Origin of the sequence: Burkholderia sp. GbtcB21 (genome assembly GCF_019091065.1) — a bacterium.
GTDB classification, from domain to species: Bacteria; Pseudomonadota; Gammaproteobacteria; order Burkholderiales; family Burkholderiaceae; genus Burkholderia; species Burkholderia pyrrocinia_C.
In genome coordinates, this window is record NZ_JAGXKA010000006.1 from 270,693 (window position 1) to 284,034 (window position 13,342).

Consider the following 13,342-nt stretch of genomic DNA (forward strand, 5'->3'; position numbering starts at 1 on the left):
CGGGCGCACCCCGCCCGCCGCTTTCGCATCGACTTTTCCGCTTCCGCGTATTCGCTCGCCTTCCCTTTACCGACGTTGCCGATGACTGCTGCCCACGAGCCTTCTTCCCCGCCGTCCCTCGACGCCTCGCCCGCCCGCCCCGCGGCGCGCCTGATCCTCGCGCTGCTGCGCGAAAGCCGCGCGTCGCTCGCGCTGGCGCTTACCGCGTGCGTGCTGAACGGCGTCGCGAGCGTGCTGCTCGTCGCGACGCTGAACCGCGCGCTCTCGCAACCCGGTGCGGCCGATGCGTCGCTCGCGTGGCGCTTCGCGCTGTGCGCGGTGATCGCGCTCGTCACGCGGATCGTGTCGGGCACGCTGTTCGCGCGCCTGTCGCAGGACACGATGGCGCGGCTGCGCGTGCATCTCGCGCGGCGCGTCGGCGCGGCCGAACTGCGCGACATCGAGCGGATCGGCGCGGCGCCCGTGCAGTCGGTACTGACCGACGACGCGACCAACGTGTCGATGCTGTTCTTCGCGCTGCCGAACCTGGTCATGCACGGCTCGATCGTGTTCGGCTGCCTCGGCTATCTCGCGTGGCTGTCGTGGCCCGTGTGCGTGCTGGCGCTCGCCGCGATCATCGCCGGCTCGCTCGGTTATCACACCGGCGACCGCCGCGCGATCGCGTCGCTCGAAGCGGCCGGCCAGGCGCAGGACCGCCTGTTCGGCTATCTCGGCTCGCTGTTTTCCGGCGCAAAGGAACTGAAGCTGCACGATGCGCGCGCGCGCCAGTTCGTCGACGGCCAGCTCGGCGCCGCGATCGGCGAAGTGCGCGACCACCGCCGCCGCGCGTTCAGCGCGTACGCGGTCGGCGTCGGCTGGATCATCTTCCTGTTCTACGTATTCCTTGGCGTGGCGTCGTTCTGGCCGCAGCTCGGCGTGCATGCCGATCCGGGCACGGCGGCCGGTTATGTCGTCGTGTTTCTGTTCATGCTCGTGCCGCTCGACGGCCTCCTGAACAATCTGCCGACCGTCAACGCGGCACGCGTGTCGCTCACGCGGATCGAAGACGTGATGGCCGAGTTCGGCGCGCTGCGCACGGTGCCGCCCGCGGCCGACGCGCCCGACGTGCCACCGGCCGGCGCCGTCACGTTGCGCGGCGTCACGCACGCGTATTTCCACGAACGCGACGAACGGATGTTCAGCATCGGGCCGATCGACCTGACGATCAAGCCGGGCGAGCTCGTGTTCATCGTCGGCGGCAACGGCAGCGGCAAGACGACGCTCGCGAAGGTGCTGACGGGGCTCTATGAGCCCGAGGAAGGCACGATCGAGGTCGACGGCCGCACGATCGGCTGGCGCGAGCGGGCAGCGTATCGGCAGCGCTTCAGCGCGGTGTTCAACGATTTCCACCTGTTCGATGCGCTGCTCGGCATCGTCGATCCCGACGATCCGGCCCGCGCGCAGGCCGATGCGCGGGCGAACGCGCTCGTTGCGAAGCTGGCGCTCGATCACAAGGTGAAAGTGGTCGACGGCGCGTTCTCGACCCGTGCGCTGTCGACCGGGCAGCGCAAGCGGCTCGCGCTCGTCGTCGCGTATCTGGAAGACCGGCCGTTCTACCTGTTCGACGAATGGGCGGCCGACCAGGATCCGTCGTTCAAGGCCGTGTTCTACGAGCAGCTGCTGCCCGAGCTGCGCGCACGCGGCAAGGCCGTGATCGTGATCACGCACGACGACCGCTATTTCGATCTCGCCGACCGGCTGCTGAAGCTCGACAACGGGCGCATCGTCAGCGACACGATGCCCGCGCGTTTGCGTGCTCAGGATGGTGTCGATGCGCTGAGCGCGTAAGCCATTCGTGGATAGATCGCCGACGCGCCGCAATGGCAGCGCGTCGGCGATGTTCGATTCGGAAGGGAATGTTGCCGGAGATTGGCGACAAGGAAAGGCCGGGGCCATCGGTCGTCAAGCCGATCACGACGTCATGCCCGTCGAAACGGCGGTATCTGCGCCGCTCGCTCAACGCACGGCCGGCAGCTTCAGCATCGTATCGGTCATCACGTCGGCCAGCTTCAGCGCCGACATCGGCCCGCCGAATCCCCAGATGTTGCGCTCAATGAGCGCGATCCGGCGGTCGCGCAGCGCGGGCACGAAGCGCCACACCGGCGAATCGAGTTTCGCCGACAGCGGCACGTCCATCCCCGACGCGGTCACGAACAGTACGGCCAGGTCGCGCTGCGTGAGCAGGTCGGCCGACGTCACGTACAGCGTGCCTTCCCGCGTCGGCTTCTTCGGCCACGGATCGAGCCCGAGCGTACGCGCGAGGCCGGCCGACGTGCTGTTGCCCGTATAGGCCCAGTAACGGTCGGGCAAGCCGAGATCCTGCAGCAGCGCGATGCGCTCGCCCTTTCTTCCCGCTGCCGCGAGCCGCGCCGCATTGCGCGCGATTCCCGCGTCGAGCTGCGCATCGACCGCCTGCGCGCGCGCGTCGCGCCCCGTCACCGCGCCGATCGTCCGGAAGATCTGCCGCATCCAGTCGAGCTGCGTAACGGGTACGCCGCCGTCGGAAACATTCGGGCTGAACTGGAACAGGATCGTCGGCGCGATCCGGTCGAGCGCGTCGAAGATCGGCGCATGCCGGAAGCCGACGCCGATGATCAGGTCGGGCTTGACCGCCGCGATCGCCTCGAGCCCCGGCTCCTGCCGCGAGCCGATGTCGGTCACGTGCGCGAGCCGGTCGCTCTGGTAGCCGAGCCAGCCCGGATAGAACGCGGTATCGGCCATCCCGACCGGCACGAGGTCGAGCGCGACCACGCTTTCCGCGAACATGAAGTCGAGCGCGACCACGCGCTGCGGCCGCACGGGCATCTTCGCGCTCGCCTGCGACACGACGGGGTTGCCGGCCAGCGACACGGCGCTCGGCGTACCGGGCCCGCCACCGGCAACGGCAACCGCACCGGCCGACGCGGAAAACACGCCGCAGCACGCGGCACCGAGCACAGCGAGCGCACCCAACGCGTGCCGGCGGCCGGCATCCGTCACCGGATCGCGTCCTGCCCGGCCAGCGCCGCGTCGTCCATCGTCAATAGCAGGGGGCAGCTTCCACACAGTTGCGTTTCTCCAGGAATTTCGTAGCGCAGGCAGCACACGCGGCGCGCGCGAAACGGCGTCGGCAGCAGCGGCGAGCGCGGCACGGCGTCGCGCACCGGCATGCGCAGCGGATTCGGTTCGCACGCGAAGCACGTCGAGCCGAACAGCCAGCCCGCGTCGCGCACGGGATCGGCCGCGCAACGCAGCGAACGACAGGTGTCGAGCAGATAGTCGAGCAGATTGCCCGCGTTGCTCCACAGCACGCGCGGCGTGACGCGGCCCATCGCCGCGAGCAGATCGATCACCGCGCCGAGATGCGCGACGAGCCCCGCATAGCGCGGCGCGGGATCGTCGCACGGCGCGCCGAGCGCGTCCGCCGCGAAATACAGCGCGGCGGGCATCCCGTCGTCGAGCGCGACGAACGTGCGTTCGGGCGCCATGTCGAGCGGCCGGCCGAGCGTCAGCGCGGCGACGACACCGGCCGGCGCCGCACGACCGAAATAGTATTTGCTCCATTGCGAGATCAGCGCGCGCGCATGCTGCGCCGGATCGCCGCCGTAATGACGGACCATCGCGTCGAGCACGGCCTCGCGATGCTCGGGCAACGCGCTGACGGGCACGACGATGCGGCCCGGCGCGTGCGTGTCGTCGGGCATGCCGAGCCAGACGACGTCGAGATGGTCGGCGAACGGTTCGGGCGCGAACGCCGAGAAGCGCGTGGCGCGCACGCCGTCGAGCGACGGCGTCATCGCCCCGCGCGCCGGGCGCGGCGCCCCTCGAGGATCAGCAGCCCGAGCAGGTACGGCGCGCCGATCAGCGCGGTCAGCACGCCGGCCGGCACTTCGCGCGGCGCGACGACCGTGCGCGCCGCGAGATCCGCGGCGCCGAGGATCAGCGCGCCGCACGCGGCCGCGAGCCACAGCCGCGTGCGATGCCGGCGCGCGCCGAGCATCGTCGCGACGTGCGGCGCCATCAGCCCGATGAAGCCGACCGGCCCGACCGCCGCGACGGCCGCGCACGCGGCGAGCGTCGCGATCGTCAGCGCAAGCGGCCGCAGCGCGGCCACCGGCAGGCCGAGTGCGGCCGCCTGGTCGTCGCCGAGTGCGAGCATGTCGAGCGGTCGCGCGAGCCACGCGAACACGGGCACCGCGAGCACGCACCACGGCAGCAGCATCGACACCTCGCCCCAGCTGCGGCCATAGGTGCCGCCGACGAGCCATACGACGAAGCGCGCGGGCTGCACGCTTTGCTGCGTGATCAGCCATTGCGCGAGCGTCGTCCACAGCGCGCCGATCACGATACCGGTCAGCGCCACCGCGAGCGGCGCATAACGATGCCGGTGATTCAGCGCGAGCGTGATCGCGAGCGACAGTCCGCCGCCGATCAGCGCGGCCGCCGCGAGCGTCACATGGCCCATCAGCGGCCACGTCGACAATGCGAACAGCGTGACGAGCCCCGCGCCCTGCGTGACGCCGAGCACTTCGGGGCCCGCGAGCGGATTGCGCACGACGCTCTGCATCGCGACGCCGCTCACGGCCAGCAGCGCGCCCGCGAGCAGCGCGCACAGCAGGCGCGGCATGCGCAGGTCGATCAGCATCCGCGCGAGCGCATCCTGGCCGTGCAGCGCGGCGGACCAGCGCGCGGGCGACAGCCACTCGGGGCCGGCCGACACGCCGATCAACACCACCAGCGCGCCGACCACGACGAACAGCGCGGTGCGCAGCGGCCAGCCGAGCCGTTCGAGCCAGCCGACGAGCCGCGTCGAGCCGCCGCCCGCCGTGCGTTCGGCATCCGCGTGCAGCACGCCTGACCATGCGGCGCCGCGCCGGATCATCGCGAGCATCAGCGGCGTGCCGACCAGCGCGATCGCGACGCCGGTCGACAGTGTCGCGTCGAGTCCCGACGCGAGCACCGCGCTGTCGGTGACGAGCACGAGCGCGCCGCCGGCGAGCGCCGACAGCGGCACCAGCACGCCGAGCCGCGCCGTGCGCGCACCGCGCACCTGACGCAGCAGGTTCGGCGCGACGAGGCCGACATACGACAGCGGGCCCGCGATACTGACGGCCACGCTCGTGAACGCGACCGCGACGAGCGTCGCGGCGAGCCGCGTCGCATCGACGCGCACGCCGGCCGCGGCCGCGGCATCGTCGCCGAGCGTGAGCGGGTTCAGCGGCCGGATCACGAACGGCAGCGCGACCAGCGGCACGACGAGCCAGCGCGCGGCGAGCGCGAGGCCCGTCGCGCCCGGCTGGTACAGGCTGCCGTTGGTCCACAGCGCGGCGCCCGCGATGTTCTGCTCGAAGAACGCGAGCACGAGCGTCGACAGCGCCGCGAACAGCAGCATGCACACGCTGCCCGCGAGCACGAGCCGCAACGGCGTCGCGCGCCAGCCGCCGGCCGCGACGATCGCGACTGCAGCGGCGGCCAGCCCGCACACGAACAGCAGCGGCACCGATGCGACGCCCGCCAGTGCCGGCACGAGCATCGCCGCGAGCAGGCCGAGTTGCGCGCCGCCCGTCACGCCGAGCAGGTCGGGCGACGCGAGCGGATTGCGCGTGAGCGACTGGAACAGCGCGCCCGCGATGCCGAGGCAGCCGCCCGCGACGAGCGCGGCCGCGACACGCGGCAGGCTGAGGTCGAACAGGAACACATGCGCGAGCGCGGCACCGTCGCTGCCGGGCGCCGCCGCCCACCACACGCGCAAATCGGGTGCAACGCGCAGCGCCGCGAGTATCGCGATCAGCGCGACGAGGCCGATCGCGATCGTGCCGGCCCGGCCGGTGGCCGCGCCCTTCCCCGTCGCCGCGAGGCGCTTGCGCATCGCGAACGTCGTCATACGGCGAGATCCCGGTCGAAGACGCCTGCCGCCTGCGGTGTGTCGGATGTGGACGGCCCGTAGGCCGGCACGCACATCGGCGCGCCCGTCTGCGGATGCGCGAGCTTCAGCATCTCGACGCCGAACGCCGCGCGCAGCCGCGCCGGATCGAGCATCGCGTCGGGCGAGCCCTGTGCGACGAGGCGGCCCGCGCGCATCAGCACGATCTCGTCGCTGTACGCGGCCGCCTGGTTCAGGTCGTGCAGCACCCACACGATCGTCAACCCGCGCGCGCGGTTCAGCGCGCGCAGCGCATCGAGGATGTCGAGCTGGTGATGGATGTCGAGATAGGTGGTCGGCTCGTCGAGCAGCACGATCGGCGCCTGCTGCGCGAGCGCCATCGCGATCCACGCACGCTGGCGTTCGCCGCCCGACAGCGCGCCGACGTCGCGGCCCGCATCGCCCGCAAGGCCGCTGGTCTCGAGCGCCTCGTCGATCGCCGCATGGTCGGCGCGCGACAGGCCGCGCAGGAAGCCGCCGTACGCATAGCGCCCGTACGCGACGAGCTCGCGCACCGTGAGGCCCGACGGAATCTGGTTGAACTGCGCGAGCATCGTCAGCTCGCGCGCGAGCGCGCGACGGCGAAACGACGCGAGCGGCTTGCCGTTCACTTCGACATGGCCGGCACGCGCGGGCTGCAGGCCCGCGAGCGTGCGCAGCAGCGTGCTCTTGCCGCAGCCGTTCGGCCCGCACAGCGCGGTCACGCGGCCGGCCGCAATCGACAGGTCCAGCCCGTCGATCACGACATGGTCGCGATAACCTACCGTCAATCCGCGCGCGGCAAGCGCGGCGGTACTACGCGTCATCGGTCCTCCGTTCGGTCGCGCGCGGGACCGTGTAACTCTGCGCCATCGCGACGACGACCTTGCGCGGCCCCTCGAACGGGTCGCGCGCATGCGCGGTCAGCATGTTGTCGAGCATCAGCACGTCGCCCGTGCGCCACGGGAATACGATGCGCTGCTGGTCGAGCACGCCGCGGATCTCGGCAAGTGCATCGGCTTCGAGCGGCTCGCCGTCGCCGTAGTACACGTTGCGCGGCACATTCTCGAGCCCGACCGCATCGACGAGCGCTTCCTGCATGTCGTCGTCGAGCGCGGACAGATGAAACAGGTTCGCCTGGTTGAACCACACGCGGTCGCCGGTGCGCGGATGGCGCGCGACGGCCTGGCAGCGTTCACGCGTGCGCAGCAGCAGCTCGCCGTCGTCGTCGGTGCGCCATGCGCATTCGATGCCGCGCGCCGCGCACATCCGCTCGACCTCGGCCGGCTCGTCGGTGCCGAACGACTGCTGCCACGGCAGGTCGAGCCCCTGCCCGAAATTGCGCACGTACAGCAGCTCGCGCCGCTCGAAGCGCGCGATCAGCGCCGGATCGAGCGCGCGGTACACGGCGCGGCTGTCCGCGATCGGCGTCGCACCGCCCTTCGGCGCCGCGAGCGCGCAGTGGAACCAGATCCGCAGCGGCCATTCGCGCGTATACGACTGCTCGTTGTGCAGCGGAATCGCGCGGTGCGGCGGGTATTCGGTCGACGTGTAGACCGCGCCTTCGACCTGGCTGCGCGGCGTCGACGCGTATTCATAGCCGATCAGCGGATCGCCGAACGATGCCGCGAACTGCTGGAACGCGTCGATCGACGGCACGTGAAAGCCCGTGAACAGCACGCCGCCCGCCCGTTCGAGCGTGTCGGTCGCGATCTCGCGCGCCAGCGGCGCGACGTCGTCGATCGACATCCCGTCGCTGCCGCGCGGCGACACGACGGTGGGCAGCCCCGGCTCGATACGCAGGTCGTCGAGCGTCGGCAACGAAAGCAGGGTCATGCAACGTCCTCTTCAGGTGGCGCGCCGGGTCGCGGCGCTGAGGGTCACGAGGCGCGCGTCGCGCGCTCGCCGTCCATTGCGCGGCGCAGGCTCGCGGGGCGCATGTCGGTCCAGACGGTCTCGATGTGTGCGAGACAGTCGGCCTTCGGGCCGCTCACGCCGACCTCGCGCCAGCCGGCCGGCACGGGCCGGAACGTCGGCCAGATCGAATACTGTTCTTCGTCGTTGATGACGACCGTGTAGACGAGATCGTCGGTGTCGGCGGAAGGCGTCGTGGCTTGCGTCATGATCGGAAAAAAGCAGGAGGCGGTTGAAGGATGCGAAGCGGCGGATTGCGCCGCTCCTGTCTGATAGACGATTGGCCGGCGCGTTTTTTTACCGCCGCCGCGCACGGCCGCCCAGGAACACCGGGCACGCGACGCCGCGATGGCACGCGTCGAGGCATTCCGCGCAGTGGCGCTCCGCGTCGCGCACCATGAAATGCACGAGCGTCTGCGATACGTTCAGCGCGCGCGCCGCGGTCTGCAGCGTCTCCTCGCGCAGCCGCACCATCTCGAAGGCCGCGCGGCTGCGCGCGGGCAGGTCGTCGAGCGCGGCCCACACGCGCCGCAGCGTATCGCGCGTCATCAGCGCGGCTTCCGGCGACGGCTCCGGCGACGGCACGTCGAAGCCGTCGTCCTCTTCCGTGTGATAGACGTTTTCGAGGCTTTGCCGGCGGCACGCGTCGATCGACGCATTGCGCACCATCCGCGTCACGTAAGCGACCGGCTGGCGCACCGCGTCCTGGTTCGGGAATTCGACGAGCTTCACGAATACGTCGTGCACGACGTCCTCGGCACGGCTCGCACAGCCGACGAAGCCGCGCGCGACATTGACGAGCATCGCGCGATGCGAGATCAGCACGTCGAGCAATGCGCCCTGCGCGCGGGGCTCCGCGGCACGGCGCGCGCGTGGCGCGGCGCGCAACGGCAGGTCCGGATAACTGCCGAGGAACGGGTTTGCCGTTGCCGCCGCGGGTCGGTCGAGCACTTCCGCCATCGCCATCGATCTGCTCCGTCAAATTCTGAGATAGCGCAATTTAACGTAAACGCAAATCATTCTCAATCCGATTACGAGATACCCCTTCCGGCTGTCAGGATTTGTCTGAACAATTGACGGGATCGTTGTTCGAGCGAACGCGATCGTGCGATGCCGGCCGCGACATCGCATAAGCTTTCGACATGAAAGGCGCCGGGCAATGCCGGCGCCGGGTTGACGGCTTGCGGCCGACTGTCGGGCGCCGGCCGCGCACGCATGCGTCAATAGATGAACAACCGGATCGTCGCCGTCGCATCGAATCGCCCGATCTTCGGCGGCCCGAACGACTTCAGCACCGCGTCCATCAGCACGCTCTGATTCATCACATTGGACGGAAACTGCGTCAGCGTGAACTGTTCGTTGAACGGAATCGCCTTGCCCTGGCTGTCTTCGATGCCGATGCCGAAATTGCTGTCCTTCGCGGGTACCAGCAAACCGTTCCGAACCGGATAGCTCGTTTCGAAGTACCCGTCGACGCGCACCGCGACGTTGCATTTCTTGGTCAGCGACAACGAGAATCGCTTGCGCGGCACCGCCGGCAGGAAGCCGTTGCCGACCGCCTGCACCTGCCCGAAATTGACGATGCCCGGTTCGGGCGTCACGAGTACGTCGACGAAGCACGGCGTCGGCTTGAGGTTGCGCAGGCCGCTCAGGCGGTACTGGAAACTCGTGCCGAATGCATTCAGCCCGAACTCGCCGTCGAACTGGAACACCGTATAGATATCGCTCGGCGGCTGGACCCAGTTGCCCTTCTTGCGCACGACGACCTGATAGTCGATGCTGATGCGCGTCTGCTGGCAGCGCCCGCGGTCGAAGTCGTACCGGCTGCACGGCGGCACCGAAAATCCGGTAAACACCCCGCCGCCGCGATTGCTGGTCTTGTCGAAATAGTCGACGCCCTTGTAGCGGATGCCGATCTCGAGTCCCCATGCGGCAGGGTTCGTGCGATTCGGATTCGCGTAGAAGTAAATGTTGTCGACGACCTTCAGGCTGCCGTCGTCACCCAGGTCCTTGTAGCAGTACCCCGACGTCGTGCGCACCGGCGACACCCAGATCACGTAGCCGTCCGGCGCGTCGGTCGGATACGACGCAACACCACCGATCGGCTCGGTCAACGAAGTCGCGCCGCTGTTGGTCAGGCAGCGCAGTGCCCACGCGGGCTGCACGGCCGCGACCAGCAGCACGAGCACGACCCAGCGCAACCATGCCGCCGGCGATTCCCGATGACGCATTCCCCCGCTCATTTCTTCACGCTCTTGCAAGCCCCCGCGTCGCACGCATACTCGACCGCCACCTGGCCGCCGTAATCGTCGATATGCGTGACGAACAGCGTCGACGGCGTCGCAGCCTTGAACGGCACGTCGGCCGTGCTCATCGGGCTCACCATCACCGGCTCGATCGGCACCGGCGTCTTCTGCGCGCCCGAGCTCACGTCGACCACCGTCACGTGGTACGGCGTCGGGTTGTCGAACACCAGCTTGTGCGCGGCCGCGTCGACGCGCAGCGTCATCGGCAGCGTCCAGTCCTCGTCGCGCGCGGGCTGCACGGCCTTCGGCCGGTAGAACAGCTTCATCTGCGTATGCAGCGCGATCTGCAGCGTGTTCGGCGTATCGGTCTTCGGCGGCACTTCGCGGATGTTCAGGTAGAACACCGATTCGCGATCGGCCGGCAACTCGGTGCCCGGCAGCTTCGCGATCCGCAGCACGTTGCGCTCGTTCGCCTCGACGCGCTGCAGCGGCGGCACGACCATCAGCGGCGACGTGATCTTGTTGCCCTTCGCGTCCTCGAGCCACGACTGCACGAGATACGGATACGTCGTGCTCTTGTTGGTGATCGTGACGATCGCGGCCTGCTCGCCTTCGTTGAAGATCACGCGCGTGCGGTCCGGCACGATCGCCGCATGCGCGGCGCCCGCGAGCAGCGCGCCGGCGGTCGCGAGTGCGCACGACGCGCGGCGCGGAAAGGAAAGGGAAAGAGAGTTTTTCATCGCAGGATCCGTGGATTCATCGTTCGACCCGCGCGGCCGCTGCGTGCGACTCGCCGGGCGTCTGGCACGTCACCGGGATCGGCGTGCCTTCGAGTTGGAGCTGGTTCGGCAGCGCATCGACCGTGCAGAGCGTGCGTTCGCCCGCGCGCACCGCGAGCGACGACTTCGGCTGAACCTGTGTCAGGAACGCCGCACCGCCCTCGCCGACGATGCCGAGCTCCTTGCCGTTCGCCGCGTCCTGCACCGACGCGCCGAACGGCAGCGGCTTGCCGGCCGGGTCGGTCAGCGTCAGGTACAGGTTGCTGCCGCGCGCGGCGGCGAACTTCACGAAGCCGATCGCGCCGTCGGTCAGCACCATGCGCTGGATCGGGTTCGTCACCTGCACTTCGAGCGGCAGCTTCTCGACGTTGACGGTCGCGTCGTACACGTTGTACGGCGAGATGCCGTCGAGCACCGCATAGCCGCGCGAATCGGTATGCGTGAGCGTGCCGGACAGCGGCACGTCGGGCACGCCGTCGGTCGACACCAGCAGCCGCGTGTCGCCCGCGTTGCCGTTCGCGTGCGCGGACACGCCGTACTGCGTCGCGACGAACGAACCGTCGACTTCGAGCGACGCGGCCGCATACGCATTGGCGAGCGTCGACGCCTGTGCCGTGAGCTGGTACGCCGACGAGCGCTGGCGGAAGCTCGCGTTCGCCGATGCGCGGCCGTCGGTCGCGCCCGCATTGACCTGGTAGGTGCGGCCATCCGGATCGTCGTAGATGTAGCCCGCGTTCACGCTCGTGCTGCCGCTGCCCGTCGTCAGGTTCGACGTGACGGTGTGGCGGCCGCCGATCGGCAGCGTCGCGGTGATCGAGAACTGGTTGCCGCTCGCGCCCGCGCTCTGCGTGCGAAATGCCGACACGCTGACGTTCAGGTTGCGCAGCGCGCCGACCGAGAACGCACGCGTCAGCGTGAGGCCGACGCGCTGCTCGGACGAGCGCGCCCAGTAGGTCGTCTGGTCGTACGAGAAATAGGTCGACGTGTCGCCGAAGCGCTTCGACATCGTCGCCGAGTAGCGCTGCTTGCTGTTCGCGAGGCCGTACGCGGTCGGGTCGCCCGTGAACTGCGCGAAGTTCGTGTAGTCGCGCTCCGAAAACCGGTAGCCGAAGAAGCGCACGTCGGCATCGAGCCCGTCGAAGTGCTTCGAATAGTTGACGCGGTACGAGTTGCCGTTGCGCGTCGCGCCGTTCCACCACAGGCGCGCCCGCGCATGCGTGACATCAGCCGACACCGCGCCGAACGTGCCGAAATCGCGGCCGACGCCGAGCGCGATCGACGTATAGCCCGATGCGGCGATGAAGCCGCCGTACACCGTGACGTCGAGCGGCAGGCCGTATGCGATTTCACCGAAGCCGAAGAACGGCGTGATGCCGGCGCCGCCGAACAGGCGCGGCTTGCCGACGGCAGCCTTGTAGCGCAACTGCCCGGTACGCGCGAGAAACGGCACGGCGGCCGTCGTCACCTGGAAGCGCTGCACGCTGCCGTCTTCTTCCTCGACCGCCACGTCGAGCGTGCCCTGCACGCTCGTGTTGATGTTCTGCAGTGCGAACGCGCCCGGCGACACGCGCGTTACGTACAGCACACGGCCCGCCTGCGACACGGTCACGGTCGCATTGGTGCGCGCGACGCCCGCGATCAGCGGCGCATAGCCGCGCAGCGAAGGCGGCAGCATGCGGTCGTCGCTGCGGATCGACGCGCCCGTCAGCGCGAACGTGTCGAAAATGTCGGAGCTCAGGTAGTCGTCGCCGAACGTCACCGTCGACTGGATCGACGGCAGCGCACGAAATGCATAGAGCCGGCTGAAGCGGAACGTGCGATCCGCGTACGCCGTGTTGCCCACGTTCGACTGCGCCTGGTAGTCGCCGCGAAAGCGCCATGCATCCCAGTTCGCGCCGATCGTCCCGTAGGCCTGGATCGAATTCGTCTGCCCGCCGCCCGCACCGAAGTTGCGGTTCGTGTTCGCGATCACGCGATAGTCGAGCATCGCGCCGGGAATCCCTTCGGACCAGCGCTCCGGCGGCAGGTAGGTCGAATCGGTGAATTCGAGCGCGGCCTGCGGAATCGTGATCTTGAGCCGCCCGTCGCTCTTCAGGTAACGCACGGTCGCCCCCTCGATCGCACCGAGGTCGACGCAGCGTCCGCCCTGGAAGCGCGGCAGGTCCTTCGCGAGCGACGGCTTCAGCCCGAACTGCGCGACGAGCTCCGGTCGCAGGCACGGCTTGCCCGCGCCGGACGCATCGACGGCAATGAATTCGATGGACTGCAGCCCGTAGAACAGGTCGTTGACCTGCACATCGAGCATGTACTCGCCCGGCAGCGTGAAGTCGGCCTGCGAGAACTGCGACAGGTCGACATTGCTCGTTCCGTCGATATCGAGAAACGACGCATTGAATTCCGTCGCATGGCTCTGGCTGCCGACGACCAGCACGGAGACGCAAAGGAAGGAATGTCTGATTCGCACGCGGTGCTACCGGAAATCC

11 protein-coding genes are annotated in these 13,342 nt (G+C 69.3%); 1 reads left to right on the forward strand and 10 read right to left on the reverse strand.

Features of this window, described 5'->3' with window-relative positions; genetic code table 11:
- Positions 1-81 precede the first annotated feature (81 nt).
- Entirely contained in the window at positions 82-1,827 is a 1,746-nt protein-coding gene (locus KVT39_RS16795; protein ID WP_217589680.1) for a cyclic peptide export ABC transporter, read from the forward strand.
- A gap of 168 nt (positions 1,828-1,995) precedes the next feature.
- Here KVT39_RS16795 and KVT39_RS16800 read toward each other — a convergent pair whose 3' ends face one another.
- From KVT39_RS16800 to KVT39_RS16845, 10 genes are all read right to left on the reverse strand, one after another.
- Positions 1,996-3,018, reverse strand: a complete 1,023-nt coding sequence (locus KVT39_RS16800; RefSeq protein WP_217589682.1) for an iron-siderophore ABC transporter substrate-binding protein — start codon at positions 3,016-3,018, stop codon at positions 1,996-1,998.
- Positions 3,015-3,815 (reverse strand): siderophore-iron reductase FhuF, encoded by an 801-nt coding sequence (fhuF, locus tag KVT39_RS16805; RefSeq protein ID WP_034184141.1) that lies wholly within the window; start codon positions 3,813-3,815, stop codon positions 3,015-3,017. The genes KVT39_RS16800 and fhuF overlap by 4 nt, the downstream gene beginning before the upstream one ends.
- Positions 3,812-5,902, reverse strand: a complete 2,091-nt coding sequence (gene fhuB / locus KVT39_RS16810; protein ID WP_217589684.1) for a Fe(3+)-hydroxamate ABC transporter permease FhuB — start codon at positions 5,900-5,902, stop codon at positions 3,812-3,814. Before fhuB ends, fhuF begins: the two co-directional genes overlap by 4 nt.
- Positions 5,899-6,747 carry an ABC transporter ATP-binding protein gene (locus KVT39_RS16815; protein ID WP_217589686.1) on the reverse strand — a complete coding sequence of 283 codons (849 nt, stop codon included), beginning with the start codon at positions 6,745-6,747 and terminating at the stop codon, positions 5,899-5,901. The genes fhuB and KVT39_RS16815 overlap by 4 nt, the downstream gene beginning before the upstream one ends.
- Positions 6,737-7,756, reverse strand: a complete 1,020-nt coding sequence (locus KVT39_RS16820) for a TauD/TfdA family dioxygenase (RefSeq protein ID WP_034184138.1) — start codon at positions 7,754-7,756, stop codon at positions 6,737-6,739. The genes KVT39_RS16815 and KVT39_RS16820 overlap by 11 nt, the downstream gene beginning before the upstream one ends.
- Positions 7,757-7,800: 44 nt before the next feature.
- Positions 7,801-8,043: an MbtH family protein gene (locus KVT39_RS16825; RefSeq protein ID WP_047900635.1), complete on the reverse strand. Its 243-nt coding sequence runs from the start codon at positions 8,041-8,043 to the stop codon at positions 7,801-7,803.
- An 88-nt stretch (positions 8,044-8,131) separates the two neighbouring features.
- A complete protein-coding gene (locus KVT39_RS16830) occupies positions 8,132-8,800 on the reverse strand; it encodes an RNA polymerase factor sigma-70 (RefSeq protein WP_034184136.1) in 669 nt (222 codons plus the stop codon).
- 254 nt (positions 8,801-9,054) lie between these two features.
- Positions 9,055-10,065 (reverse strand): fimbrial protein, encoded by a 1,011-nt coding sequence (locus KVT39_RS16835; RefSeq protein WP_254640522.1) that lies wholly within the window; start codon positions 10,063-10,065, stop codon positions 9,055-9,057.
- Between the two features lie 8 nt (positions 10,066-10,073).
- A complete protein-coding gene (locus KVT39_RS16840; protein WP_217589690.1) occupies positions 10,074-10,820 on the reverse strand; it encodes a molecular chaperone in 747 nt (248 codons plus the stop codon).
- 16 nt (positions 10,821-10,836) lie between these two features.
- The gene (locus KVT39_RS16845; protein ID WP_217589848.1) at positions 10,837-13,290 is read right to left on the reverse strand and encodes a fimbria/pilus outer membrane usher protein; all 2,454 of its coding nucleotides are present in this window, start codon (positions 13,288-13,290) and stop codon (positions 10,837-10,839) included.
- Between the last annotated feature and the right edge of the window lie 52 nt (positions 13,291-13,342).